At 66.3% G+C, this 25,778-nt stretch carries 20 protein-coding genes and 2 pseudogenes; 12 read left to right on the top strand and 10 right to left on the bottom strand.

The window, feature by feature from the left end; all coding sequences use genetic code 11:
- Positions 1–60: 60 nt before the first annotated feature.
- The 6 genes from ACFU5V_RS24195 to ACFU5V_RS24170 all read right to left on the bottom strand — a co-directional run bounded on the left by ACFU5V_RS24195 (position 61) and on the right by ACFU5V_RS24170 (position 6,302).
- Positions 61–1,311, bottom strand: a complete 1,251-nt coding sequence (locus tag ACFU5V_RS24195) for an ABC transporter substrate-binding protein (RefSeq protein WP_378702548.1) — start codon at positions 1,309–1,311, stop codon at positions 61–63.
- A gap of 151 nt (positions 1,312–1,462) precedes the next feature.
- Entirely contained in the window at positions 1,463–2,335 is an 873-nt protein-coding gene (locus tag ACFU5V_RS24190; RefSeq protein ID WP_378702546.1) for a fumarylacetoacetate hydrolase family protein, read from the bottom strand.
- Entirely contained in the window at positions 2,335–3,789 is a 1,455-nt protein-coding gene (locus tag ACFU5V_RS24185; RefSeq protein ID WP_378702544.1) for an amidohydrolase family protein, read from the bottom strand. Before ACFU5V_RS24185 ends, ACFU5V_RS24190 begins: the two co-directional genes overlap by 1 nt.
- Positions 3,786–4,649, bottom strand: a complete 864-nt coding sequence (locus tag ACFU5V_RS24180; RefSeq protein WP_378702542.1) for an alpha/beta fold hydrolase — start codon at positions 4,647–4,649, stop codon at positions 3,786–3,788. Before ACFU5V_RS24180 ends, ACFU5V_RS24185 begins: the two co-directional genes overlap by 4 nt.
- Positions 4,646–5,032 (bottom strand): RidA family protein, encoded by a 387-nt coding sequence (locus tag ACFU5V_RS24175; RefSeq protein WP_378702540.1) that lies wholly within the window; start codon positions 5,030–5,032, stop codon positions 4,646–4,648. Before ACFU5V_RS24175 ends, ACFU5V_RS24180 begins: the two co-directional genes overlap by 4 nt.
- A 67-nt stretch (positions 5,033–5,099) precedes the next feature.
- A complete protein-coding gene (locus tag ACFU5V_RS24170; protein ID WP_378702538.1) occupies positions 5,100–6,302 on the bottom strand; it encodes an FAD-dependent oxidoreductase in 1,203 nt (400 codons plus the stop codon).
- 295 nt (positions 6,303–6,597) lie between these two features.
- Between ACFU5V_RS24170 and ACFU5V_RS24165 the strand changes: the two genes are divergently transcribed.
- Positions 6,598–7,242 (top strand): helix-turn-helix domain-containing protein, encoded by a 645-nt coding sequence (locus tag ACFU5V_RS24165; RefSeq protein WP_378702536.1) that lies wholly within the window; start codon positions 6,598–6,600, stop codon positions 7,240–7,242.
- Positions 7,243–7,786: 544 nt separating this feature from the next.
- Here ACFU5V_RS24165 and ACFU5V_RS24160 read toward each other — a convergent pair.
- The gene (locus tag ACFU5V_RS24160; RefSeq protein WP_378702534.1) at positions 7,787–9,022 is read right to left on the bottom strand and encodes a CynX/NimT family MFS transporter; all 1,236 of its coding nucleotides are present in this window, start codon (positions 9,020–9,022) and stop codon (positions 7,787–7,789) included.
- A gap of 47 nt (positions 9,023–9,069) precedes the next feature.
- On the opposite strand from ACFU5V_RS24160, the gene ACFU5V_RS24155 reads away from it, so the two are divergent.
- From ACFU5V_RS24155 to ACFU5V_RS24145, 3 genes are all read left to right on the top strand, one after another.
- Positions 9,070–9,780, top strand: coding sequence for a FadR/GntR family transcriptional regulator (locus tag ACFU5V_RS24155; protein ID WP_378702532.1), 711 nt, complete (start codon positions 9,070–9,072; stop codon positions 9,778–9,780).
- Between the two features lie 193 nt (positions 9,781–9,973).
- On the top strand, positions 9,974–10,819 hold the full coding sequence (locus ACFU5V_RS24150; protein WP_378702530.1) for an alpha/beta fold hydrolase: 846 nt from the start codon (positions 9,974–9,976) through the stop codon (positions 10,817–10,819).
- 250 nt (positions 10,820–11,069) lie between these two features.
- Positions 11,070–11,345, top strand: coding sequence for a hypothetical protein (locus ACFU5V_RS24145; RefSeq protein ID WP_378702528.1), 276 nt, complete (start codon positions 11,070–11,072; stop codon positions 11,343–11,345).
- A 262-nt stretch (positions 11,346–11,607) separates the two neighbouring features.
- On the opposite strand, the gene ACFU5V_RS24140 is transcribed toward ACFU5V_RS24145, so the two are convergent.
- A complete protein-coding gene (locus tag ACFU5V_RS24140; protein WP_378702526.1) occupies positions 11,608–12,885 on the bottom strand; it encodes an APC family permease in 1,278 nt (425 codons plus the stop codon).
- A gap of 315 nt (positions 12,886–13,200) precedes the next feature.
- Here ACFU5V_RS24140 and ACFU5V_RS24135 point away from each other — a divergent pair, with 315 nt between their 5' ends.
- The 8 genes and pseudogenes from ACFU5V_RS24135 (at position 13,201) to ACFU5V_RS24100 (ending at position 19,330) form a co-directional block, all read left to right on the top strand.
- Positions 13,201–13,524 (top strand): hypothetical protein, encoded by a 324-nt coding sequence (locus tag ACFU5V_RS24135; RefSeq protein ID WP_378702524.1) that lies wholly within the window; start codon positions 13,201–13,203, stop codon positions 13,522–13,524.
- Positions 13,525–13,781: 257 nt separating this feature from the next.
- A complete protein-coding gene (locus tag ACFU5V_RS24130) occupies positions 13,782–14,111 on the top strand; it encodes an AsnC family protein (RefSeq protein WP_378702522.1) in 330 nt (109 codons plus the stop codon).
- A 586-nt stretch (positions 14,112–14,697) separates the two neighbouring features.
- Positions 14,698–15,084, top strand: a complete 387-nt coding sequence (locus ACFU5V_RS24125; protein ID WP_378702520.1) for an ArsR/SmtB family transcription factor — start codon at positions 14,698–14,700, stop codon at positions 15,082–15,084.
- Positions 15,081–16,160 (top strand): ACR3 family arsenite efflux transporter, encoded by a 1,080-nt coding sequence (arsB, locus tag ACFU5V_RS24120; RefSeq protein ID WP_378702518.1) that lies wholly within the window; start codon positions 15,081–15,083, stop codon positions 16,158–16,160. Before ACFU5V_RS24125 ends, arsB begins: the two co-directional genes overlap by 4 nt.
- 243 nt (positions 16,161–16,403) lie before the next feature.
- A pseudogene (locus ACFU5V_RS24115) lies at positions 16,404–17,332 on the top strand (NADP-dependent oxidoreductase).
- Positions 17,333–17,630: 298 nt separating this feature from the next.
- Positions 17,631–18,083, top strand: a pseudogene (locus ACFU5V_RS24110) (DUF4395 domain-containing protein); the annotation flags it as partial.
- 87 nt (positions 18,084–18,170) lie between these two features.
- Positions 18,171–19,004 carry a sulfurtransferase gene (locus ACFU5V_RS24105; protein ID WP_378436392.1) on the top strand — a complete coding sequence of 278 codons (834 nt, stop codon included), beginning with the start codon at positions 18,171–18,173 and terminating at the stop codon, positions 19,002–19,004.
- Positions 19,005–19,024: 20 nt separating this feature from the next.
- Positions 19,025–19,330 (top strand): DUF1416 domain-containing protein, encoded by a 306-nt coding sequence (locus ACFU5V_RS24100; protein ID WP_378436380.1) that lies wholly within the window; start codon positions 19,025–19,027, stop codon positions 19,328–19,330.
- 44 nt (positions 19,331–19,374) lie between these two features.
- On the opposite strand, the gene ACFU5V_RS24095 is transcribed toward ACFU5V_RS24100, so the two are convergent.
- Both ACFU5V_RS24095 and acnA read right to left on the bottom strand, forming a co-directional pair.
- Complete coding sequence (locus ACFU5V_RS24095; protein ID WP_378702515.1) at positions 19,375–22,653, bottom strand: protein kinase; 3,279 nt, start codon at positions 22,651–22,653, stop codon at positions 19,375–19,377.
- A gap of 444 nt (positions 22,654–23,097) precedes the next feature.
- Positions 23,098–25,764: an aconitate hydratase AcnA gene (gene acnA, locus ACFU5V_RS24090; protein ID WP_378702513.1), complete on the bottom strand. Its 2,667-nt coding sequence runs from the start codon at positions 25,762–25,764 to the stop codon at positions 23,098–23,100.
- Positions 25,765–25,778 lie beyond the last annotated feature (14 nt).

Here is a 25,778-nt window from a genome sequence, read left to right as displayed (position 1 = left end):
CATCCACTCGACCGTCTCCGGTGAGAGACAGGGCTATTCCTGAGATTTCTCTTCGAGGGTCTACCTCGCTGACACGCTGCGCCACGATTCGTTCCACTCGGCCACCTTTCCCACCTCCCCCACTCCCACCCCCCCCCCCCCCCCCCAGGCCCCGTCACGGACTGTCATGATCGACAGCAGTGGTGATTGGAGGTTTCCGAACTCGTTGAGGTCGAGTGCACTCGAAGCCCCGTCGAAGTCGATGTCCTCGCCGCGGGCAAGTGCCGCCTTGCCCTCGGCGAAGGAGTGGACTTTGGTGCCCGGCCCGCTGGCGACCTCGATGATCTTGCCGGCGACGTCCTCACCCTCGACCGACTGTGCCGCTTCCATCGCCAGCGCGAACAGAATGTACTGGTCGTAGTTGTTGGCGTCGTACATGCCGGGTTCGGGCTCGTGCCCGGTGGCGGCATGGAACCGCTGTGCGAACGAGACGTAGGCGGGGCCGGCGGTGTCGAAGGCGGTCAGTGCCGCCTCGAAGTGTTCGGTGTTCGGCAAGGCGGAGATGTCGTTGGTGATCAGATCCGGCGACAGGAGGATCGGTACGTCGTATCCGCGGCGGTCGATTTCGCGCAGCACCGGGAGCCCGGCTTCGACGCCGGCTGCGACGTAGAGGGCGTCCGGCTTGCCGGACAGCGCCTGCGCCACTTCACTGTTGTACGACGATGCGCCGGGCTCGATGGTCACGAAGTCGACGTGCCCGCCGGTCTTCTCGAAGGCCTCCGCCGCAACTTCCGCCGGGCCGGTCGCACCTTCGGTGTTCTGGACGATCATGGCCAGCTTGCGCGCGCCGGCGTCGCGGGTGACCTGGGCGACGATCAGGCCCGCGTCGCTGTCGGAGGCAGTGATGCGGAAGGAGTAGTCGCCTCCGCGGTCATCGAGGAACGTGGTGCCGCAGGAGGGACAGATGTTCGGGATCCGGCGTTTGGCGATGCCGTCGAAGAGGGCGACCTGGCCGTCGGATTCGAGACTTCCGAGTACGGATATTCCGCTCGCGGTGGTGAGCTTGGTGAAGCCGGACACCGTTCCATCGATGGTGGAGCGATTGTCCTCCGTCACCAGCTTGACCTCGCGGCCGAGCACTCCGCCCGCTCCGTTGATCTCCGCGATGGCGATTTCGGAAGCGGTGATGGCCGGTGGTGTGAAGGGTGCGTAATCGCCGGTGACACCGATCAGCTGGCCGAACACGATCGGCTCGGGTCCGTCGCTCCCACAGGCTGAGAGCGCCATCCCCGTCGACAAGATCGCGCCGAGGGCGAGAAAGCTGCGTTTCACTTCAAATCCCTTCTGTTTGAAGCCAATCCCGCGCCTAAACGAGCGGGTACCGGCCCATCTTCCCCCAGAAAGTTAAATTGCACTGAGTTTTGACTAAGTTGCACTTAAGTTACGATCTGGCTCTCGTGGAGGTAGTGGGCCGGCACCTATGTCACTCGAACGCGATCGTGGTGCGCAGCGTGCCCAGTCCCGTCCCGGTGACCTCGACGACGTCTCCGTCGGCGAGGAACTTCGGCGGTGTGAACCCGATTCCCACCCCTGCCGGGGTACCGGTCGCGATGATGTCGCCCGGTTCGAGGGTGAGGACCTCCGAGATCACCGCGATCAGGCGGGGGACGTCGAAGATGAGGTCCGCCGTGCTGGCCTTCTGCCGCAGTTCGCCGTTGACGGTGCAGGTGATCGTGGTGTTGTCGAGGCTCAGTTCGTCCTTGGTGACCGCCCACGGCCCCATCGGTGCGAACCCGTCCGGCGACTTGCCGAGGAACCACTGTTTGTGGTCACGCTGCAGGTCCCTCGCGGTCAGGTCGTTGACCAGGGTGTATCCCCAGACATGATCCAATGCGTCGACCTCGGAGATGCCGCGACCACCCTTCCCGATCACCACGGCCAGCTCGGCTTCGTAGTCCACTTCGTTCGTCAGACCCTTGGGTACGACGACCCGCGCGTCGGGGCCGGCGACCGTTGTCGGGGCCTTGGTGAAGATGATCGGGAATTCGGGGATCACCTGGCTCGAGCCGGAGTCGTAGCCGCTGCTCGAAAACTCCGCGGCGTGCTCACGGTAGTTCTTGCCGACGCAGATGATGTTGCGGGTGAGCTTCGGGAAGGGTGCTCCGATCTCGACCTCGTCGAGGCTGTAGCGACCGCCGTCGCCGACGGCGTGCACCACCGCCTTGCCCCGGTTGACCAGCGCGAGCACACCGAGCGTCGGATCGTCGATCGATTGGATCTCGACGATGGTTTCGTCGTTGTCGACCTGGCCTACCGCCCACGGGCGGCCTGCGGCTTTGAAGCTTACGTATTTCATCAGGCGGTCCCGCCGTCTTCGATCATCCCGGTTGCCACTAGAGCTGCTTTCTTCTCGTATTTGCGGAGGTCGTTGAGCACGTCGGAACGCATGTCGTGCGACCAGTCGAGCTGGGTCTTCGGCCGTTCGCCGCCCTCGAAGGCGCGTTCGTAGGTCAGCAGTTCCCAGCCGTACTCGTGCGGCAGGTAGTCGTTGCGCACGAAGCGGGTACGGATGTCCTCGGGGAACGTCTGGATTTCGCCGTTGAGGACGACGTGGGTGATCCGTCCGGGCTCGTAGAGCACCCGGATGTTGGTGACCGGATCGCCGTCGACGACGATGATGTCGGCGAGCTTGCCCTCGGCGAGCACCCCGAGGTCGTCGGGAAGGCCCATGGCGTTGGCACCGTGCTTGGTTCCCGCCTGGATCGCTTCGAGCGACGACATACCTGTGTACAGCATCAGCATCTCGAGCTCGCGGGCGTGGAACTGTCCGTAGGGCACGAGCGCGAAACCGGAGTCGGTGCCCATCGCGAACTTCACCCCGGCCGCGTACGCGCGGTGCAGGCTGTCCATCGTCGCTTCGTTCATGCGCTTGGTGGCCTCGGAGATCGAGGGGCGCACGCGAAGGATGTCGGCGAACTCGACGATGTGGTGCATCAGGACCTGCGTGGGTGCCAACGGAATCTGGCTCTTCGCCAGGTTTGCGATGGTTTCGTCGCTCATCATGTTGCCGTGCATGATGTGGTCGAACCCGGCGTTGACCGCTGCATTCATCTCGGCGGATCCCCGCGCGTGAATCGTGATCTTGAGATTGAGCTGGTGGGCGAGATCGGCGCACACCTTCATCTCGTCGTTGGTGAACGCCTGGAAGTCGCCGAACGGTGAGTCCGCCAGTTTGATCAGGTCAACACCGGCCTTGGCCTGGCGCCGGATCTCGTCGATCATCTGATCCGTCGTGTTGGTCAACCTGCCGGTGCTGGACTCCGGGTTGCCCGTCGCATCCGGGAACCAGTCGGTCAGACCGTTGCTGGTGGTCAGGTACCTGCCGGCGGAGGTCATCCGGGGGCCGTGGACGATTCCGCGCTTGATGCCCTCGCGGAGTCCGACGCCGATGTTGTAACTACCGCCCGGCTGCGAGATGCTGGTGACGCCGGCCGCGAGGACCTTCTCGATGTTGGTGGCCGCGATCAGCGTCCGCACCTCCGGCGGCGTGTAGATGCTGATCTCTTCTTCGGTGCGGGCCAGGCCGTACGTCATGTGGCAGTGGATGTCGATCAGGCCCGGCATCACGGTCTTGCCGCGGGCGTCGATGACGGTCACGTCCGCGCCACGGGGGATGTCGGTTTCCCGGTCGATCACCCCCATCTTCACGATCCGCGCGTTGTGGACGAGAACCGCGCAGTCGGGCCGGGGCGGATTGGCGTCCCCGTCGACGACGGTCCCGTTCTCGATCAGAAGCCATGCGTCCTTCATCGGACACTCTCCTTCTTGAAGAAGTGGGACAGAATGTTCGCGAACTCGACCGGGCTCTCGAAGTACGGGGCGTGTCCGCACCCCTCCATCTCGACGAACTGCGCGTTCGGGAGCACTTCCTTTGCCCGACGGCCCATTTCCAGTGGCGTCCAGCGGTCCTCGGTCCCCCACACGATCTGGATCGGCAGGTTGGGCCGCTCGGCAGCGAGGCGCTCACCCTGGATGTCGGCGTTGGCCTCGAAATTGACGTATCCGGCCGCAGCCAGAAGCGCCTGGTGAGCGCCGGTGGACGAATTGATCTTCGATTCCTCGCGGACCCAGGAATCGGTCACCTTCTCGGGGTCGGACACCAAGAACCCCAGCTTGGACCGGATCGCCGACTCGCTGCCGTTGGCGACGTTCTCCGGCGGGACCATGTCCGATTCGTTGAGCGAGGCGATGCCCATCGTGCCGATCAGCACCAGCCCGGCCACAAGATCCGGCCGGTCGCACGCCATCCGGGCACCGACGTGTCCTCCCAGCGAGGTACCGGCGATGATCACGTCGGACAGTTCGAGTTCATCGAGCACACCCGCGATGAACTCGGCGAACCCGCGCGGACGGTAATCGATGCGCGAATCCTTGTCGGCGAAACCGTGGCCCGGGAAATCGATGGCGTAGACCTTGAATCCGCGGGCGACCAGGCCCGGGATCGCGGGGATGAATCGGTCTGCGCGGGAGCCGACCCCGTGCAGACAGACCAACGGTGTGCTGCCGCCGTGGGATTCGACCACCCGGGTACGGATGTTGCCCACCGTGACGGGATAGCTGATCACCTGATCGCGGCCGTAGTTGAACGGCCGCGATCGGTCGCTGGTCACTCCACTCCCCTACGGAGTGCCAGCGCCTCGATCTCCACAACGAACCGCTCTTCGACCAGGCCGGCTACCACGAGCAGTGTGTTCGGCGGGTACAACCCGTCGGGGTAGATATCGGCGAACACCTCTTTGCGGACTTTCATGAAGGAGGGGATTGTCTCCCGACCGACGACAAAAGTGTTGAACTTGATCACGTCGCTGAAGTCGAGGCCTGCGGCGGCGAGCGCTTTGCCGACATTGCTGAAGGCACCGCGGACCTGGTCTTCCGGTGACTCGCCGTCGGTGCCGAACTGGCCGGCCACGGCCACGATCCGTTCGGTCACCGACACCGGCGAGTAGTCGCCGAAGCTCGAAAGCCCTTCAACGGTGGGCAGATAGGTGATCATGCTTGTATTACTCCTCTGTTGATGGTCCGCACGCGGCCTGGACGTTCAGCGCTTACTTGTGGTGCCGTCAGACCCGGCTGGCGACCTCGGATCGTGCGTCGTACTCGTGGATCCAGCTCACGTTCTCGTACAGGTTCCGGAAGGTCTCGTCGCGCAGCGGGATTTCCGGGCCGTCGGGGAGGTGGAGCAGGCGGTTGCTGACCCACGAGATCTTCTGGACCTTCTGAGCGCGGTCCATCCGAAGGTCGCTGTAGCGCTGCAGACGGTCAGCGACGGGCTCGTCTCCGGGCATCGCCAGCAGCTCGGCGAGGATGATCGCATCCTCGACGCACTGGTTGGCGCCCTGGCCGTGGTGCGGCAGCAGACCGTGGGCGGCATCGCCGATGAGCACGACGTTGTCCTTGCGCCAGCTCGGCAGCGGTCCGACACCGAACAGGCCCCAGCGCTCGACCGGCGCGGCAGCGTTGATCATCTGCGCAACGGCGGGGTGCCAATCCAGGAACGAGGCGACTGCCTCCTCCGGGGTGCAGGGAACGCGCCATCCGTCCGGGTTGGGCCAGACCTTGGGGTCTTCCTCGACCGCCAGGAAGGTGGCGTGGGTGTAGTCGGGTCCGATGGGGAAGTGCAGGAAGTGCTTTCCGTCGCCGGCCCAGAACTGGGTGGAGTGCGGGTCGGGCAGCAACGTCATGTCCTTGAGCGGAACGACACCGCGGAAGCCGCTGGTCTTCGAGAACATCGTGTAGTCGATGCCGCCGAACATCCAGGAGCGGACGGAGGAGCGGATTCCGTCGGCGCCCACGACGACGTTCGCCTCGGTGGAGGTGCCATTGGCCCAGTTCAGGCGGGTGGTCGACTCGTTGATCTGCTCGATTCCGGTCAGCCGGTGGCCCAGCTTGATGGTGCCCGGCTTGACCCGGTCGACCATGATCTTCTGGAAGGCCTTGCGGTGGATTCCGTAGTACGGGGCACCGAACTGCTTGCGGTACCAGTCGTCGGTGGCCAGCGGGAAGTCGACAATCTTCTCACCGTCGACACCATTGCGGATGATCAGCGACGACGGTTCCGAGCCCCACTCCTCGAGCTCATCCGACAGGCCCAGGCCCTGGAGCAGTCGAACGGAGTTCGACCACAGAGCGACACCGGCACCGATCTCATCGATTGCGTCGGCCTGCTCGTATACCTCGACGTCGATGCCAGCCTGCTGCAGGGCAAGCGTGAGCGCCAAACCACCGATACCTGCGCCGACAATGACGATTTTGTCTTCAGACACCAAAGACTCCCTTAGTTGCGGGCCGGCGGCAATCTCGGCCGCCGTGCACGGCGTGACCATGCGATTTGTCACATAGTCCTTCAGTCGCTCCCCGCCGCTATCAGCAGGAAGTTAAATGAGACTATAATCATACTGGGCAGACGGCCACAAGACTTCAGCCGAATATAACTTCAGGCTGACTTAAGATGGGAGATGTACGACACCCACTGACTTGCGAGTCGATGACATGACGACCGCAGGCCAGGCAGAATATTCGTCGTGTCAGCGAGATCGCCTCGGCACTGGAAGGGACACCATGACACTCGACCCGGACTCGCCACCCCGCGAGACCCCAAGCGCGACTTCGAGCAAGGCTCCGAGCGATACGTCCGTCGCTGACATCGCCAACCGCCGGTTGGGCGCTGAGGTCCGTCGCATCAGAAACGAGCGCGGCCTGACCCAAGTCGACGTTGCGAATGCGACAGGGCTTAGTGTGCCGATGCTCTCGATGCTCGAACGAGGCAAGACGGGCCTGTCGGTTGGCTCCCTCGTTGCCGTCGCATCAGCGCTCGAGGTCCCGGTCGGCGATCTGTTCCAGGCCTCGGACCCGGAATCAGCGCTCGTCCGATTCAACGAGCAATCAGAGCTCGAGCCCAGTCCAGGCGTGAAGCGCCGGGTCATGCAGCGCAGCCGCGAGTACGGCCTCGAGGTTGCCACGCTCCTGCTCGAACCCGGGGCAAACACCGGGGCCGAGTTCGTGCGACACGCCGGACAAGAGGTTCTCGTAGTCCACCGCGGCTCACTGACCGTGCTGCTCGAGGAATCGACTTTCGTTCTGGAACAAGGCGACTCGATCCGCTTCTCGGCAGAACGCCCCCATCGCTTCGTAAACGAGGGTGAGGACACCGCAGAAGTGTTGGTAGTGGTCCGGCTCCCAACAGCCGCCAACTACGGGCACTAGCACCGGGGCGCCGGAGGTCGTGCGGAGCACGCGGTCCGGTCTGCCCTGACCCCGCTAGCCACATCGCGTCGGCTCCCCACCCAGACGGTGGGGAGCCGACCCGTCTGCAGGGTCTCCCTCTCGGGAAACCCGACTCGGGCCGGCTCGCCTTCGACGCCCACGTCCAGTGCCGGCCGCCGACGGCGGCGGCACCGCAATCGCCAGCTCACAGACTTCGCACCGACGGATCCACGAATGCGCGGAGCTGCGGAGGTTGGTAGCCCGAGCAGAGTACGAGCGCGGACCCGGCGCGCGAGACGGTGAGTTCGAGCGCGCCGGGTCCACGGATTAATTGCCGGCGGCGGCGCAGTGCGCGTCCATGCCAGCCAGGGCGGGTGCGTCGACGATCAGGAACTGATCGCGAATCGGCTTGCCCTCGAGGTAGTTTAGGGGATCCCTTGCGTATCCGCGCCAGTCGGAGTCTCACCACCGTCGGTGCGGCGATGAGACTCCGACACAGCACACCTCCTCGATCACAGCCGCGCACCGGCTGGATCTCCCACTCTCAGACGAAGCGAGGCCGCCCCGCCAGCCAACCCACCACACCTTGGGCAACCATGACGACGCCGAGCAGAATCAGCGGTGCCGTCCAGCTGGCAGTGACACCATGCAGCACTCCGAACAAGAACGGCCCTGACGCGCCGATCAAGTACCCGAAACCCTGCGCCATGGCGGACAACTCGGTGGTCTCCGAAGCTCCCCTGGTACGCAGCGCGATGACACCGAGCGCAAGCGGAAGGACCGCCATGCCGATCCCGAGCAATACCGTCCACAGCCACGGCGCGGCTGTCGGGGCCACCGCAAGGCCGATGACTCCGGCGACCGAGCTACCGGCCACTGCCGCAATCCAACCGGACTGCGAGCTGCGGTTCAACGCGAACGGCGGGATCAGGAAGCTCAACGGGATCGCGATCAGGTTGATGAAAGCGAGCATCAGACCGGCATCCGTTCGGGCGATACCTTCGGATACGAACAGCTCGGACAGCCAGCCCATGAGGATGTACGCACCACAGGCCTGCAACCCGAAAAATGCGGTGACTACCCAGGCCAGAGGGCTGCGGAGCAGCGAACGGCGCGGCTCGGCATCGGCCACTCGGGTGTCGCCGTCAGTGCCGTGGCGGGCGCCGAACATCCAGACGACGAGGGCCGCCGCGGACAACGCCGCCCAGGCACCGACAGCCCCCCGCCAGCTGCCCAGCATCGACTCGAGCATCGGGGTCGCCCCCGCACCGATGCCACCACCCGCTGCCAGCGCCGCCGTGTATATCCCGGTGACCCGGCCGACGGCGTGGGGGAACGACTCCTTCACCACGACAGGGATCAAAACATTCCCGATCGCGATTCCCGCGGCCGCGACGAAGGTGCCGCCGAGAACCACCCACGGGCCGTCGACTATCCGCAGCAACAGACCAGCGGTCAGCACGGCCAAAGCGAGCCCGATCGCACGCGCCATACCGAAGCGCCGACCGAGCCATGGTGCGGCGACCGCGGCAAGGCCGAAGCAGACGGTGGGCACAGCTGTGAGCACACTGGCCCACATCACCGAGGCACCGACATCCTCGCGCACCTCGCCCAGGACCGAGGACATACTGGTCACGGCGGGACGCAGATTCGCCGCCGCCAGCGCGACTCCGACGACGAGGAGTGGGGTGCCGAGCAGGGCACTCTGACGTCGTCGATCTACCCGCTCCGCGCTTCCGATGCCAACAAGGTCCATAGAACTGGTCTTCACGGTGCTCATGGGCCTATACTGACATACATAGGATGATTGGATGAAAGGATGATCCGGTGCCTTTGGTCACAACGAACCGTGACACCTTGGTAGGCCAGGCGATCGCCCAGCTACGCGAGGTCATTTCCTCCGGTGAATGGCCAGTCGGCCACCGGATCCCACCAGAATCCCAACTGGCGTCGAGCCTCGACGTCGGTCGCAACACGATTCGCGAGGCGGTCCGCGCACTCGCACACGGCGGACTGCTCGAGGTCCGACAGGGTGACGGAACATATGTGCGCGCCACCAGCGAACTCTCCGGCGCACTGCGGACGCTCTGCGGTCCGGAACTGCGCGAGGTCCTCGAAGTGCGCCGCACCCTGGAGGTCGAAGCGGCCCGACTGGCAGCCCTCCGCCGAACCGACAGCGATCTCGCGGCACTGCGTAAGGCGCTGACCGCACGCAACCAGGCAAGCGCGGCAATCAGCGCGGCCGCCGAACGCGGTGAGCAGCCGGACACGGAGGCGCTCACCCGAGCAGCCCGCTCCGACACCGACTTCCACGTCGCCGTCGTTCGGTGCGCAGGTAACGGAATGCTCGAAGAGCTCTACCGAGGCGTGATCGAAACGGTCGCCGACAGCGTTGCGAGCACGATGCCCGACTTCGCAGGGACCCACGATTTCTCGCACGACAGCCTGGTAGATGCGATCGAGGCACGTGACGCCGAGAAGGCCTCGCGGGAAGCCGGTGACTTCCTCGACTGGCTGATCGAGGACACCGCCTCATAGGACCATCGCCGATGCCGCGAAAACGGGGTTCTCGGCCCAGATCCCCGACCAAGCGCTGAGACCACCGGACCGAACCTCGTTGCTATCCAACCAAGTACGGAGCTGATTCTCCGGAAACTACCGTCACCCTCGGCCGCGCGCCGAAATGCGTGACTCGGACCGGCTCCCCTCCTGGAACGCCAAAGGACGTGTCGTGACCTACCGCCATCTGTCCCAACGCGCCCTCGCCGACCTTGCCGACATCCCGGCGCAGAGCCGCTGGGTCCGGTCCGGCGCACTCCGCATCCACGTTCTCGACTATGGAGGATCCGGAACACCCGTGGTGATCCTGGCTGACATCACCAGTCCCGCGGTCACCATGAACTTCATCGCGCGAGAGCTCACCGATCTCGTCCACCCCTTCGTCGTCGATATCCGTGGCCGGGGCCTGTCCGATTCCGGTCCGTCCTACTCGCTGAGCGACTACGCCGACGACACCGACGCGGTGATCGCCGGCCTCGGGCTCGACCGCCCCGTTCTGCTGGGACATTCGATGGGGGCACGCATCGCCGCAGCAACTGCGGCCCGCAGACCGGACACCGTGCGGGGCACCATCCTGGTCGACCCACCGATGAGCGGACCCGGGCGGGGACGATATCCCACACCTCTCAGCGACTTCCGTGAGCAACTCGAGCAGGCGCAGCGCGGCACCACCGCCGACGAAGTCGCTCAATCCTGGCCGCGTTGGCCACGACGCGAGCAGGAACTACGAGCTCGCTGGCTGCCCAGTTGCGACAGAAACTCCATCATTCGCACACACGACGGTTTCGAAGCCGAGGACTTCTTCGACACCTGGCCCGTCGTGCCCGCACCAACGGCTCTCATCTATGGCGGTGACAGTCCGGTCGTCACGCCGGCTGGCGCCAAGGAGGCCGCAACAACCCACCCGGCGGCACAACTGATCGAAGTGCCCGGCGCCGGACACATGGTGTTCTGGGACGAACCGACTGCTGCGTTGGCAGCCCTACGCGCGATCCTTCGGCAACAAGTGCGGCAGTAATGCAGGGTTACCGTCCACGTTTCGGACCTCTCGACGAGCCCCAGTCCGTCAATCTGTTCCATTCCAAGAAAATTCGAATCGGAGTACGCCCTATGTCTACAACCACGTGCTCGTGGTGCTCGTCGTCGGCACACACCGACCGCGCGTGCCCAGAGCGGCCGCGGCCACGACTGTTCTGGAATCAGCCGCACGATCGCGGCCCATCCGCCTGGGTCGCGGTGACCCCTTCGGAAGCCGAGAGGATTCAGAGGTGACCGCGGCGACCGCGCATCTGCGGACCCCAGCCCTCGCTCCCATTGGCGACGAGGTTCCCGAGCGGACCAACATCTGCTCCATCGTTGCCCTGTTCTGCGCTCTGACCGGGCTTTTCCTTCCCGCATTGGTCTTCGGCGCTGTCGGCTGCGTCGAAGTCGGTGGCCGGGAGCACGAGACCGGCTCCGGGCTCGCGGTCACTGCCCTCGTCCTCGGCGCACTCGAGGTCGTAGTCGCCGCATTGACGTTGGTCGTCGTCCTCGCACCCCGCTGACAGAGCAACGGGCAGAACCGTCCGCGACGCGGAGAAGTCATCGACATGAAGTTCCCGCTCTTCGCCAAGGGGCGGTCGATCCGGTGCACCGAATCAGCCGGGCTTCCCCTCACACTCTGATAATCGCAGTGGCGATATCACGAAAAAACATTCGTCATGCAAGGGAGGATCGTCGAGTTCCAGTTCCCCGACCCCGGCGGGGAGACACGAAACAATTGCACCGAGGACAGATCAACTGCACTGCGGTACCCCTCCTCGCGGATCAGGGACGACGTGACGAGCGGACCGCGTAGATCACGGCCCCGAGCCCGAGGACGATCGCACCCGGAATCACCGAGGCCAGGGGAAGGAACGCGGCGAGGACGATGCATCCGACGGCGCCGACGACCGCCACCAGGCGCGGCCACGGTTTCGCGGACAGGGTCCAGGCGGACGCGTTGGCGATCAGGTAATAGAACAGCACCGCGAACGAGGAGAACCCGATGACGCCGCGCAGGTCCGCCGTCGCGGCGAGGAGCGCCACCACCACCCCCACCGCCAACTCGGCCCGGTAGGGCACCGCGAACCGGGGGTGGACGGCGTCGAGCAGACGTGGCAGGTGGCCGTCGCGCGCCATCGCGAGTGTCGTCCGCGAGACCCCGAGGATCAGGGCGAGCAACGAGCCGAGCGCGGCGATCACCGCGGACACCCGGACGACCGGCTCGAGACCCTCGGATCCCGCAGCGGCCACCGCCTGCGCGAGCGGATCCGTCGCGGCCGCGAGGGTGTCGGCACCGAGCGCGTTCAGGACTGCGACCGCGACGCTCAGGTACACGACGAGGGTGATGGCCAGGGCGAGGGGAATCGCCCGGGAGATTGTCCGGGCCGGGTCCTTCACCTCCTCGCCGAGCGTGGCGATCCTGGCGTACCCGGCGAACGCGAAGAACAGCAGACCGGCGGCCTGCAGAACCCCGGTCACGCCGTGGCCGGAGGCGATCTCCAGGCCACGGAACCCGGTATCGGGGCCGGTCAGGCACACGACGACGACCACGGCGAGGACGGCGAGGACCGTGAACACGATGATCCGGGTGACCAGGGCCGACTTCTGCACCCCGAAGTAGTTCACGGCGGTGATGGCGACGACGGCGACCACCGCGATGAGATGCTCACGGCCGGGCCAGGCGTAGGCGCCGACGGTCAGGGCCATCGCCGCACACGAGGCGGTCTTGCCGACCACGAAACCCCAGCCCGCCAGATAGCCGAATAACGGTCCCAGGCGTTCACGCCCGTAGACGTAGGTGCCACCGGATTGCGGATACAACGCGGCGAGCCGGGCGGAGGAGTTGGCGTTGCAGTAGGCGATCACCGCGGCCACGGCCAACCCGACGAGCAATGCACCGCCCGCGGCGGACGCGGCAGGCCCCAGCGCGGCGAAGATCCCCGCCCCGATCATGGACCCGAGGCCGATCATCACCGAGTCGAACACCCCCAGCCGCCGGCGCAACTGCGGCGTCGCGGCCGGGTGCGCGTTCTCGCCGTCCGAAATCTCGTCACCGGCCATGCGAGGCAGTTTCCCCTTCGAACGTGCGGATGTCGGGCAGCCCACCCAACGCTAGCGCCCTCAGGTACACAGACGTGAACTCCACGGGGTCACACAGTTTCGACACTGCGGCATGCTCACGGCTGCGAGCGGGGCCGCGACGGCCGGTGTGGACTGCGCGTTCGAATTGCCGGTAACCCCGCGAAGGGGTGATTTTCGCCGACGGCTCGGACCATAATTGGTCCATCGGGAAACGGATACACCGGAAATTACCTGCAACCCGAGAATCATCGGCCGGTGGAAGCCGGGCGACAATCGAATCAAAGGTGAGATCAGATGAACACGTTCGCATTGCGCACGGCGGTTACATCGGCCGCGATCGCCACCGCTTTTGCACTCGGTTCCGGCGTCGCGGCGGCGGCACCGGGGTTCCATGGAGACCCGAACACACCGGGCACGCAGCTCCACGTCCACAGCGAACCGAACGACATGAACAGCTACCAGTGCGGGGCGATCGGCGTCGGAGGTGCCGGAGTCGGATCGAACTCCCCCGGAGGCAGCGGTCAACTCAACGGCGTCTTCTTCGGCAGCGGCCCCGTGCAGGGCGGCTGCATCGGCAACGACGGGTCCGTGCACTTCCCGTCCGGACGCGCCGAGTAATACCAACCCGACCCGAGGTCGCCCGAGGAGGATGAGCGGCAGGGTCCTGGGTCCCGTCGGCGAGCACATCACTGCGATCGAGTCTGTGGTGACCTCGTCCGATGGTGACCGCGCGTACCTGCACGGTCAGGGTCGCGTTCGCGCTCCCATCGAACTGACCGGAGCCGTATATCATCATTTCACTGCAACCGATAGAGTCGTATGGATGCAAATACGACTCCGCGTTCATCGAGCGCATCAGACCGGACAACCTTCCCGTGGCCGCTGACAGCGCTGACGCGTTCTGTGATGACGACCAGACCGACGATCGCCTCGCCCGAACGGTGATCGAGGCCCTCCAGGAGGGCAGGTCGTGGGCGCACATCGCCACGGATCTCGGGGTTTCGCCCCCAGCCGTCCGCGACCGGATCGGCGTGACCGCTCGGGAGTGGCAGGACGCAATCGTCGCCCACGAGAATGCCCGCGCGGCCCGGCTCGACGATCCGTCCTGGGTGCCGGCTCTCGTAGACGGGAGACCCTCCGGCGAGTCGTATCCCGGACTGCCAAATCTCGACCCGACGGGATACGGCCCGCTCCTTCCAGATTAAATCGTCGCCGGACGGACCTCAACGGTCGATTCGAGACGAGGTACACCCGCTTTCCCGTGTGGAACAAACACGTTGTCTGTCAACGCTTTCGAGCGACACGAATTCGTACACGAGTTTCGGATGCGGGATCAACGCAGCTGAACCGCTGTTTCATAGGGACTGGTCGGTCCGTGACACCTGTGAGCTGATCCGCTACAACGGAAATGACGGTCAGGGCTCGTCGCCGCTGGGGCACCACGAGCCAACGGGTGTGACCGTGGGGGAGTGCGCTCCTCGTGGGTCGAAGGGGTCGTGTGCAGGATGAATATCTCGGGGTTCTCGCAGAGCCGATCGGGCGTGTACTGGCAAGAGCAAGTCGCGGCCGAACACGAGGCGGAGCGCCGACGATATCTCGAGACACCGCGACGGCGACCCGTCGACAACCCGCCCAGTCTTGCCGACCACGTCAACGCTCATCTGCCCGACGTCAGTGACGCGCACGAACCGGGGAGGTAGCACAACGCATTTCGCCGATTGACAGTCGTCCCACTCGGTAGAAAGCGTGTTCCGCATTGCAGCTTGATTCGACACCTGTCAATATCGACGCATGTCGAAACAAAAGGGGCCGGAGAGCGGCGCCTGCTGCTCACCCCTGGCACGCGAACCGCTGACCGAGGACTGGGCCGGCGATCTGGCCCGGATGTTCAAGGCGCTCGGTGACCCGGTACGCCTGCGCCTGCTGTCGCTGATCGCCTCCCACGCCGGCGGCGAGGCCTGCGTGTGCGACATCTCCGCATCGTTCGACCTGTCCCAGCCGACGATCTCGCACCACCTGAAGGTGCTGCGCTCGGCCGGACTGCTGGACTGCGAACGCCGCGGCACCTGGGTGTACTACTGGGTGATCCCCTCAGCCCTGCAGCAACTGTCCGCCGTGCTGCTCACCGACAGTGGCCCGGTCGTGCCGTCTCCCACGTGCGCCGAGACCCCGGCATGAGCGCGGCCCCGACCACCGAGCACCCGGCCGTCGTCGGCACACTCTCCACCCTCGACCGGTTCCTGCCGGTGTGGATCGGCGTCGCCATGGTCGCCGGCCTGCTCCTGGGCCGGATGATCCCCGGCCTCGGCGACACCCTGTCCGCCGTCGAGATCGACGGCATCTCGCTGCCGATCGCCCTCGGGCTGCTGATCATGATGTACCCGGTGCTGGCGAAGGTCCGCTACGACCGACTCGACACCGTCACCGGCGACCGCACACTCCTCCTCGGCTCGCTGCTCCTGAACTGGGTCCTCGGCCCGGCCCTGATGTTCACCCTGGCCTGGCTACTGCTGCCCGACCTGCCCGAATACCGCACCGGGTTGATCATCGTCGGCCTGGCCCGCTGCATCGCCATGGTCATCATCTGGAACGACCTCGCCTGCGGCGACCGCGAAGCCGCCGCCGTCCTCGTCGCGATCAACTCGGTGTTCCAGGTGATCATGTTCGCCGCCCTCGGCTGGTTCTACCTCTCGGTGCTGCCCGGCTGGCTCGGCCTCGAACAGACCACCATCGACACCTCACCGTGGCAGATCGCGAAATCAGTGCTGATCTTCCTCGGCATCCCCCTGCTCGCCGGCTACCTCACCCGCCGTTTCGGCGAGAAGGCCAAGGGCCGCGAATGGTACGAGTCGTCATTCCTTCCCCGCATCGGTCCGTGGGCGCTGTACGGGTTGCTGTTCACCATCGTGATCCTCTTCGCACTGCAGGGCGAGCAGATCACCTCCCGGCCGCTCGATGTCGTCCGCATCGCCATTCCCTTGCTCGCGTACTTCGCGATCATGTGGGGCGGCGGCTACGCCCTCGGCGCCGTCACGGGCCTGGGCTACGAACGCACCACCACCCTGGCGTTCACCGCCGCCGGCAACAACTTCGAACTCGCCATCGCCGTCGCCATCGCCACCTACGGCGCCACCTCCGGCCAGGCCCTGGCCGGTGTCGTCGGACCGCTGATCGAGGTCCCCGTCCTCGTCGGCCTGGTCTACGTCTCGCTCGCGCTGCGCTCCCGGTTCCCCACCTCCGCCACGGAGGGTTGAAATCGGGCCGGGGATCGATTCGATCGTGTCGCGTGGTCGGGCGGTGTGCGCCGACGTTCTGAATTTCCCGGAGTATTCTCAGTCATGGCCGACCCATTGATCGAAGAGCTCGAACACATCGAACGACTGTCACCGACATCGGAATAGGTTCCACCACTGTCCCCGCCGGGCAACCGTTCGGATCCGTGAGAGTAAATCTCGCACAACAGGAATAGCAGCTCCCCGAAGCACGTTTCGCCATACATGACCAAATCTGTTGTCGCGCAATCATACGGAACACCCGAGGCCCTGACCGTGGTCGATGTGGAGGTTCCGCCGCCCGCATCGGGAGAGGTGCTCGTCGACGTCAAGGCGATCGGCGTCAATCCCATCGACTACAAGCTCTACAGCGGCGCCTTCGGTGACGATCCCGAGAAGCTGCCGATCAGGGTCGGCGGCGAGGCCGCCGGCGTGGTCGCGGCCGTTGGGCCCGGTGTCACCGGGATCGCGGTGGGCGACGAGGTGATCGTCAGCCCCGGCACCGGTCTCTACGCCGAGAAGGTGGTCGTTCCCGTCTCCTCGATCACCCCTAAACCGGCCGGCCTCGGCTGGGAACAGGCCGCCGGCCTGCTGCTGGTGGGCGGCACCGCAGTCGATGCCCTGGACACCATCGGGGTCGGTTCCGACGACACCGTCCTGATCCACGGCGCCTCCGGCGGCGTCGGTGCTCTCGCCGTGCAACTCGCCGTCGCCCGCGGCGCGACGGTCGTCGGCACCGCGGGAGCGGCGAATCAGGACTACGTTCGGACCCTCGGAGCAACTCCCGTCGTCTACGGAGACGGACTCGAGGAGCGGGTGCGGGAGGTCGCACCCGAGGGCATCGACGCGGCCCTCGACACCGTCGGAACCGACGAGGCCGTCGACGTGTCGCTGGTTCTGGTCAAGGACAAGACGCGGATCGTGACCATCGCCGCGTTCGTGCGGGCGCAGGACGACGACTTCGCGTCGGTGGGCGGCGGCAATCCGGCCAGCGCCGAGGCCCGGCTGAAGGCTCGCGCATCACTGGTCGAGCAAGCCGGCGCCGGACACCTGACTGTCACGATCGCCAAGGGTTTCCCCTGATCGATGCCGCGCAGGCCCACACCGAACTCGCGAAATCTCACCCCGCGGGGAAGTTCATCCTGATCCCATAAGTCGCGGGATCGCACCCCTGTGCCGGAGACTCGAATTGTCCGTCTTCAGCGCAGGGTGCGGCGCGTAGAATTTGGCGGGTGCAGACCTGCCGCGAGCTGCTGCTCACCCGTCGCCGCACAGTCGACCTGTGCCGCGTCGGTGGTTGCTGTTGCCTTTGGCGTCGCTGACCGCGTTTCTGCGTCATTCTTCGATTCGCCCTGCGGCCACGCGCCGACTTCGCTGCCTTTTCGGTGATCGACTCGATCGCGTTCCATCGCATTCCCTCGGCCATCCGACACATTCTGTGGAGCACAGTCAATGTCCACCACACCAGCAACAACACCCACCACCACCCCGACCGCGGCCCTCGACCAGGTCGACGTCCGCGGTCCCCGGTTTGCCGCCTGGATCACTACGGCGGTGCTCGTCGCCGTCCTGATCGCAGCATCCTTTTCGGCCGTCGTTGCCGGTGCGATCCTGGCGGTTCAGACCGTCGTGTTCGGCGTCGCCGCCGTCGTCGGACCGCGGCGCAGCCCCTACGGCCGGATCTTCGGAAAGCTGGTCGCCCCACACATCAGCCCGCCGAGCGAGCGGGAACCCACCGCACCGCTGCGCTTCGCCCAACTGGTCGGCTTCATCTTCGCGGCGGCAGGCCTGGTCGGATTCGCGTTTAGCGCACCCGTCGTCGGTGCCGTCTTCACCGGCTTCGCACTGTTCGCGGCGTTCCTCAACGCGGCCTTCGGCATCTGCCTCGGCTGCCAGATCTATCCGTTGGTCGCCCGATTCCGACCGTCCGCCTCCGCCGACCACCCGACCCCCAACGGAAAACCCCGGCAAGTTCTCAGTGAAGGAAAGAACATGGCTCGCTCCGACGTCCTGGTCTCCACCGACTGGGCTCAGCAGAATCTGCACACGCCCAACATCGTGTTCGTCGAAGTCGACGAAGACACGTCCGCCTACGACGGCGGCCACATCGAGGGCGCCGTCAAGCTCGACTGGAAGAAGGACTTGCAGGACAAGGTCCGCCGTGACTTCCTCGACCGCGAGCAGTTCTCCGATCTGCTGTCGGCACGCGGCGTCGCCAACGACGACGAGGTCGTCCTCTACGGAGGCAACAACAACTGGTTCGCGGCCTACGCCTACTGGTACTTCAAGCTCTACGGCCACGACAACGTCAAGCTGCTCGACGGCGGCCGCAAGAAGTGGGAACTCGAGCAACGCCCCCTCTCCACGGACACCGTCAGCCGCCCGTCCACCACCTACCGGGCGTCCGAGCCGGACCTGTCGATCCGCGCGTTCCGCGACGAGGCCGTCGACGCGATCGGGGTGCTGAACCTCGTCGACGTCCGATCGCCCGACGAGTTCACGGGCAAGATCCTCGCGCCGGCACACCTGCCGCAGGAGCAGAGCCAGCGTCCCGGCCACATCCCGGGCGCACTCAACGTGCCGTGGAGCAAGGCAGCGAACGAGGACGGCACGTTCAAGTCCGACGAGGAACTCACCGCGATCTACGGCGAAGCCGGTCTCGACGGCTCCCGGGACACCATCGCCTACTGCCGGATCGGCGAGCGCTCCAGCCACACCTGGTTCGTCCTCAAGGAGTTGCTCGGCCACAAGAATGTCAAGAACTACGACGGCAGCTGGACCGAATACGGCTCACTCGTCGGCGTGCCGATCGAGCTGGGCAAGTAACGGACCGCGGGAACAAGCACATGAGCACAGCACCAACGCAAACCCACACCATCCCCGCCGGCGTCGACCTCGGTAAGGACACGGCCATCACCGGCAAGGTCGTCACGGGCGACGGAGAACCTGTCGGTGGCGCCTTCGTCCGGCTCCTCGACGGCGCCGGCACGTTCACCGCCGAGATCGTCGCCTCCGGCAGCGGGGACTTCCGTTTCTTCGTCGCACCGGGCGACTGGACCGTGCGGGCCCTGTCGCCGGTCGGCAACGGCACGGCATCGGTGAAGCCCACGACCAGCGGCATCCACACCGTGGACATCACGCTCACCGCATAGCATTTCGCCGCCGAACACTCCGACAAGCCTCCGGCAACGGCAGCTCAGGAACCCTCACCCTGCGATTCCACGACCCACGCCGCGATCTGCGCGCGTGAGTTGAACCCGAGTTTCGTCAGGAGGTGCTCCACGTGCCCCTGCGCGGTGCGGGGCGAAATGACGAGCCGGGCGGCGATCTCCTTGTTGGTCAGCCCCTCGGCGATGAGGGCGGCAACTTCACGCTCCCGCTTCGTCGGTTTCGGGGACGGACCGGCGGAGGTCGACGAGGGTAAGACCTGCTCGCCCAGTGCGTAGGCGACGGCTGCGTCGAACCCGAGCGCCTCTCCCTTTCGGTGAGCGGCGGCGAACGCCGGCTCGGTCATCGCACCCCGGGTCAGACGTTCGCACTCGTCCTGGTACACGCTCAATCCGGGCACCAGCACCGCCGAACTGCCCACCGACCGGGCGAGCGCCTCGGCGGCTCCCATCAACACGACGGCCCGCTCCATGCTCTGTTCCTCGGCGGCGATCCACGCGAGTGCCTGCAGGCACACACTGGAATTGAGCCGGTCGTTCACCCGGCGGTCCACCTGGAGCGCGTGGCCGAGGAGCCGCACCGCCCGGGCTCTCTCCCCCTTCTGCCACACGGCGACGGCCAGCGCCCACAGCGAATACGACCGGTACACCGATTCGCCCTGTGCCTCGGTGATCGCGAGGATGCGCTCGTGGCATTCGACGGCGCGTTCCGTGTCGTTCAACAGGTCGTACATCATGCCGAGACCCACGACCGCCGCCACCTCGAAGACGTCGTTGCGTGCCGTGAACACGTGGACGGCCTTCTCGAGATGTGCGCGCCCCTCGGGAAAGCGGCCAGCGAACAAGGCTGCGTATCCGATTGCGTGGTCGAGGTGCGCACGCACCTCCGGGTCGGGCGTCCGGGCGGCGAGCGCCTGCGCTTCCTCCGCAAACGTGTCCGACACCGAGATGTCGCCCTGCACTCCGGCCAGCACGGCGGCGCCGTACAGGGCCTTGGCGCGATCGATCGTGGGCTCGGACGGCTGCCGGGCGAGGAAACGACCGAGCCACCGGCGCCCCTCGACGAACAGCCCCCGAGCCAGCCAGTACGGGTACAACGCGGCCGCGATCCGAACTCCGGCGTCCGGGCGGTCGGCCAGGCAGAAGTCCAGCGCTTCACGGATATTCGGCAGTTCCCGTGACAGTTTGGCGATCAACGGAAGTTGCCGGGAACTGATCCATTCGGATTCCGCTTCGACCGCGAGGCGCTCACACCAGTCCCGGTGCCGACGACGCAGTTCGGTGTACACCCCACTCTCCTGCGCCTTCTCCCGCCCGTAGGCCCGCACGGTCTCGAGCATCCGGAACCGCACCGCGGCGCCCGACTCCTCTCTCGTCAGGATCGACTTGTCGACGAGGAACGTCACCGTGTCGAGGAGGTCGTCCACGTCGTCGTCGTCGCAGACCTGTTCCGCCGCCTCGAGTTCGAACGTGCCCGCGAACACGGACAGCTGCGCCCACATCCGTTGTTCCACAGGCGTGCACAGGTCGTAGCTCCAGTCGATGCACATCCGCAGCGTCTGCTGTCGCGACGGCGCGTCCCGGCTGCCGCGGGTCAGCAGCAGGTACCGATCGGTCAGGCGCTGCAGAATCTGGTCGGGTGTCATCGCACGCAGGCGCGCCGCCGCCAATTCGATCGGCAACGGCAACCCGTCCAGCCGCTGACAGATGCGGGCGATGGTGACCTTGTTGTCCTCGGTGAGCTCGAACCCGGGGACGGCGGCGACACCGCGTTCGACGAACAGGGTGACCGCGTCGTTGCGGGGCAGCCCTTTCGGGAGATGGTCGGGGTCCGGGACGGGCAGTGGAGGGATCAGCAGCGCCGTTTCCCCGCCGATCCCGAGCGGTTCGCGACTCGTCGCGAGGATCCGCAGTTGCGGGCATGCGCGCAGCAGGATCTCGGCGAGCTTCGCGGCCGCGGCCACCACCTGCTCGCAGTTGTCCAGCACGAGCAGCAGATCCCGCGGGGCGAGGAACTCGACGAGCATCTCGTGGGGGTGCCGCGTCGACTGACCCCGCAACCCCAGGGCAGCGACCACCACCCCGGCCAACAGCGAATCATCCAGCAGTTCACCCAGTTCCACCAATGTCACGCCGTCCGCGAAGTTCCGTTGCGCCTTGGTGGCAGCACGGATGGCGAGCCGGGTCTTCCCCACTCCTCCGATCCCGGTCAACGTCACCAGCCGCGACGTCGACAGCAAGTTCGTCGCCTCCGCCAGTTCCGTGCGGCGGTCGACGAAGCTGGTCAGCTCCAGCGGAAGCCCACCCGTCCGGCCCGAGTCCGCCGACGCACCGGCAGGCCGGCTCCACGCACCCTCTCCCCCGGAACCGGCGCCCGCGCGTGACGCACTGCTCTGCGCCGCAACGGTTCCCGCATACATCGCCATCTCGTCGACCGGGAAGCCGTGACGCAGTTGCGCGTCGCGGAGTTCCCGGCCCAGTTCCACGGCGGACGGGCGGGCCCCCGGTTCGGACGACATGGCGCGTTCGATGACCGCGCTGACGTCCTCGGACACGCCGTGCTCGCGCGGGTTCGGAACCGGCTCGGACGCGATCCGCAGGAACTGCGCCACGAGCTGCTCACCGCTGCGGCGTTCGAACGCCGCGTGGCCGGTGATCGCCGCGAACAAGGCGGCGCCGAGCCCGTACACATCGGCGGCAGGACTGGGAGCGTCGCCCGCCACGACCTCGGGGGCGGTGAACGCCGGAGATCCCGTCACGATACCGGCGCTGGTCTCGAACCCGCCCGCGATGTGGGCGATGCCGAAGTCGGTGAGTGCGGGCTCGCCGTAATCGGTGATCAGGATGTTTGCCGGTTTGACGTCGCGATGGAGGATCCCGAGCCGGTGGGTGGTCTCCAGGGCGCCTGCCATCTTCACCCCGAGACGCAATGCCTCGTCCAGAGGAAGCGGTCCGTGGCGGCGGATCCGTTCGTCGAGCGAGCCCTGCGCCTGGTACGGCATCACGATGTAGGGCCTGCCGTTCTCGGTGACGCCGGCGTGCAGAACGTTGACGATGTTGGGGTGACCGGTCAGCCGGCCCGCTGCACGCTGCTCCCGCAGGAATCGGGCCCGATTCTCCTCGTCGAGGTCGGCGGTGAGGACCTTCACCGCCACGGTGCGGTCGAGCGCGATCTGGGTACAGCGGTACACCACCCCGAATCCGCCGCGGCCGATCTCCTCAGCGTCCTCGAATCCGGCCGCCGCCAACTCCGCCGTGACCGAACCGGACACGTCGCGTTGGGTGGCGAACGGATCGACATCAGTCATCGACTACATCGATTCGTCCCATTCGAAACACGGTCGACGCATGCCACACTGCCCACCTCTCGACGATGTACCCCAGGATATCGCCGACCGTCCCCTCCGATGGCCGACTTGCGTTCGACCCGACTGTGGACGGGGACGCGATGCAATAACCGGCCGGTCGGTTCGATCGGCCCGGCCTCCGGGTTTCTGCTACAACTGGACACTCGCCCAGTCGTTTTCGAGGATCGGCCCGGACGAATCGTTGCTCGCGCGGTGAATAGTCCCGCACATATCGGGTACCCGGCACCTACGCTGTTCCGCGGGCCCGGCGGCCCCACGGACCAGCGAGGCCCCCTGACCGGTCACCCCTCGGCTGGAGGGCCACAGCCGCCCGCGGCCGGGGAGCCCCCCTCTTCCCCGCCTGCGGGCGGCCCCATGCCGTCACAAGGCCTGCCGGCGGTGTGGTCAGGAACGGCGACCCGCTCCGGAATGGGCCAGCGCCTTGCGCACCACGTAGGGCAGCGTCCCGTTGTGCCGCAGATAGGCGATTTCGTTCCGGGTATCCAGCCGCAGTCGCACCGGAACGGACTTCTCGGTGCCGTCGGCGTGCGTGATACGGAGGGTGAGCCGGTTCATTCCGACAACGAGTCGATCGAGTCCGTCGAAACTCAGCGTTTCGGTGCCGTCCAGTGGGTGGTCGGTGACGGTGTCGCCGTCGCCGAACTGGACGGGGAGGATACCCATGCCGATCAGGTTGCTGCGGTGGATGCGTTCGAAGCTTTCCGCGACGACCGCTCGAACTCCGAGCAGCGCTTGGGACTTCGCGGCCCAGTCGCGGCTGGATCCGGCACCGTAATTCTTGCCGGCGAGGATGACGAGCGGGATGCCCGCCTCCCGGTAGGACGGGGCGGCATCGAATACGGGTACGACCCGGCTGCGGTCGGCGGTGTACGCCCATCCGCCGGGGCCGCCCTCGTCGGGTGGGAGAAGGCGGTTGCGGACGGCCGGATTGGTGAAGGCGCCGCGGATCATCACTTCGTGGTTGCTGCGCCGCGTCGAGTACTGGTTGAAGTCGCGGGGCCGTACACCGAATCCGCGCAGGTATTCCGCTGCCGCACTGTCCGGTTGGATCGCCCCGGCCGGGGAGATGTGGTCGGTGGTGACGTTGTCGCCGAGCACGAGCAGCGCCCGCGCACCTGTGATCGTCACGGTCGGTGACGGTTCGGCGTCCAGACCGGTGAGGTAGGTGGGCCGTCGAATGTAGGTGGATCGGTCGTCCCAGTCGAAGCGAATCTCGCCCTGACCGTGGAGTTCCCGCCACTCGGGGGTGCCGGTCCGGATGGCGGCCGTGTTCTTCCGGAACATGTCGGGCCGCACGGAGGCGGCAACGATGTCGGCGACCTCGGTGTCGGAGGGCCACAGATCTCGCAGGTACACCGCAGTCCCGTCCGCGCGGTGGCCGAGGGGGTCGGTGTCGAAGTCGTGGAGGATGTTGCCTGCCAGGGCATACGCGACGACGAGCGGCGGCGACGCCAGGTAGCCGAGGCCGAGCCGTGGGTTCACGCGGCCGGGGAAGTTCCGGTTCCCCGACAGCACCGCCGTCGGCACGACGCCGTCGTCGACGAGTTCTTCCATCCGGGGGTGCAGGGGGCCGGAGTTGCCGATGCACGTCATGCAGCCGAACCCGACGGTGTAGAAGCCGAGCTGTTCGAACGACGCGAGAAGGCCTGCCTCGGCGAGGTATTCGGTGACCACCTTGGATCCCGGAGACAGCGACGTCTTGACCCACGGCTTACTGGTCAGCCCCGCGGCGGCGGCGCGCTGCGCGAGCAGTCCGGCCTGGACCATCAGGGTGGGGTTGGCGGTGTTCGTGCAGCTGGTGATGGCCGCGATGGCGATGGGACCGTGCGGGACCTTCTGCCCGAAGACGGGGTCGACGCCGCCGTCGGTGGACGGGGCCGGTGCGGCGGCGAGGAACGAAGCGGGCACGTTGCCCAGTGCGACGCGTTCGTGCGGCATGCGGGGGCCGGCGAGGCTGGGTTCGACGTCTGCGAGGTCGAGTTCGAGGTTCTCGTCGTACGTGGGCGCCGGACCGCCGGGGTGGCACATCATCCGCTGGGCGTCGAGGTACGTGCGGACGATCCGGCAGTGCTCGGGGCTGCGGCCACTGAGTTCGAGGAACCGCAGGGTCTGCTCGTCGGTGGGGAACAGCGCGCACGTCGCCCCGTATTCGGGTGCCATGTTCGACACGGCGGCACGATCGGCCCAGCCGAGGTCGAGTGCGCCGTCGCCGTGGAATTCGACGAACTTGTCGATGACGCCGTGCGCGCGGAGCAGTTCGGTGAGGGTCAGGGCGAGGTCGGTGCCGGTGACGCCGCTCCGCAACCGGCCGGTCAGCTTCACCCCGACGACGGTCGGGTACTGGATGGTGACCGGCTCCCCGAGCATCGCCGCCTGCCCCTGCAGTCCGCCGACGCCCCAGCCGACGATGCCGATGGAGTTGATCATCGGGGTGTGGCTGTCGGTGGCGACCAGGACGTCGGGATGCAGCGTGGGCGGTTCGGTGGATCGGTCCACCCAGACGGCGGTGGCGAGTGATTCCATGTTGACCTGGTGGATGATGCCGGTTCCGGGCGGGATGACGCCGAAGTTCGACACGCTCCGTTCCGCCCATTTGATGAACCGGTACCGCTCGCTGTTACGGCGGAAGTCGATGTTCAGGTTCGCCGCGAGAGCGTCGGGGCTTCCGTACTCCTCCGCGATCACCGAATGGTCGACGGTGAGGTCGACCGGGATCGACGGCTGCAGCGCTCCGGGATCGCCGCCGAGTTCGGCAACGCTGTCGCGCATCGCGGCGAAATCGGCGAGAGCGGGCAGGCACGTGGTGTCGTGCAGCATGACGCGGTTCGGGTGGAACGGCAGCTCGCACTCGGTGGTCTCGCCGCGAAAACGTGCCAGGACCGTATCCAGGGATGCCGGCGCCCGTCGGGCGACGTTCTCGATCAGGATCCGCACCGCGTACGGCGCCGCGGCGATCTCGTCCGGCGTAAGGATCGAGTCCAGTGGAAGGTACCGGTAGCGGTCCTGCTCGATCGCCATCTCGTTCGACTCGGAAGTCTGCAGCGTGGTCATGAATTCCTGCCCGT

This window comes from Rhodococcus sp. NPDC057529 (assembly GCF_042802055.1).
GTDB lineage: Bacteria > Actinomycetota > Actinomycetes > Mycobacteriales > Mycobacteriaceae > Rhodococcus_F.
Note: the sequence above shows the minus strand (reverse complement) of the source record. Positions and strands in the feature narration are given on the sequence as shown.

What these genes read in the sequence shown, in the direction of transcription:
- ACFU5V_RS24190 (WP_378702546.1), bottom strand. Translation starts at nt 2,335, where the DNA reads ATGAAATACGTAAGCTTCAAAGCCGCAGGCCGCCCGTGGGCGGTAGGC.
- ACFU5V_RS24185 (WP_378702544.1), bottom strand. Translation starts at nt 3,789, where the DNA reads ATGAAGGACGCATGGCTTCTGATCGAGAACGGGACCGTCGTCGACGGG.
- ACFU5V_RS24175 (WP_378702540.1), bottom strand. Translation starts at nt 5,032, where the DNA reads ATGATCACCTATCTGCCCACCGTTGAAGGGCTTTCGAGCTTCGGCGAC.
- ACFU5V_RS24165 (WP_378702536.1), top strand. Translation starts at nt 6,598, where the DNA reads ATGACACTCGACCCGGACTCGCCACCCCGCGAGACCCCAAGCGCGACT.
- ACFU5V_RS24160 (WP_378702534.1), bottom strand. Translation starts at nt 9,022, where the DNA reads ATGAGCACCGTGAAGACCAGTTCTATGGACCTTGTTGGCATCGGAAGC.
- ACFU5V_RS24140 (WP_378702526.1), bottom strand. Translation starts at nt 12,885, where the DNA reads ATGGCCGGTGACGAGATTTCGGACGGCGAGAACGCGCACCCGGCCGCG.
- ACFU5V_RS24135 (WP_378702524.1), top strand. Translation starts at nt 13,201, where the DNA reads ATGAACACGTTCGCATTGCGCACGGCGGTTACATCGGCCGCGATCGCC.
- ACFU5V_RS24125 (WP_378702520.1), top strand. Translation starts at nt 14,698, where the DNA reads ATGTCGAAACAAAAGGGGCCGGAGAGCGGCGCCTGCTGCTCACCCCTG.
- arsB (WP_378702518.1), top strand. Translation starts at nt 15,081, where the DNA reads ATGAGCGCGGCCCCGACCACCGAGCACCCGGCCGTCGTCGGCACACTC.
- ACFU5V_RS24105 (WP_378436392.1), top strand. Translation starts at nt 18,171, where the DNA reads ATGGCTCGCTCCGACGTCCTGGTCTCCACCGACTGGGCTCAGCAGAAT.
- ACFU5V_RS24100 (WP_378436380.1), top strand. Translation starts at nt 19,025, where the DNA reads ATGAGCACAGCACCAACGCAAACCCACACCATCCCCGCCGGCGTCGAC.
- ACFU5V_RS24095 (WP_378702515.1), bottom strand. Translation starts at nt 22,653, where the DNA reads ATGACTGATGTCGATCCGTTCGCCACCCAACGCGACGTGTCCGGTTCG.
- acnA (WP_378702513.1), bottom strand. Translation starts at nt 25,764, where the DNA reads ATGACCACGCTGCAGACTTCCGAGTCGAACGAGATGGCGATCGAGCAG.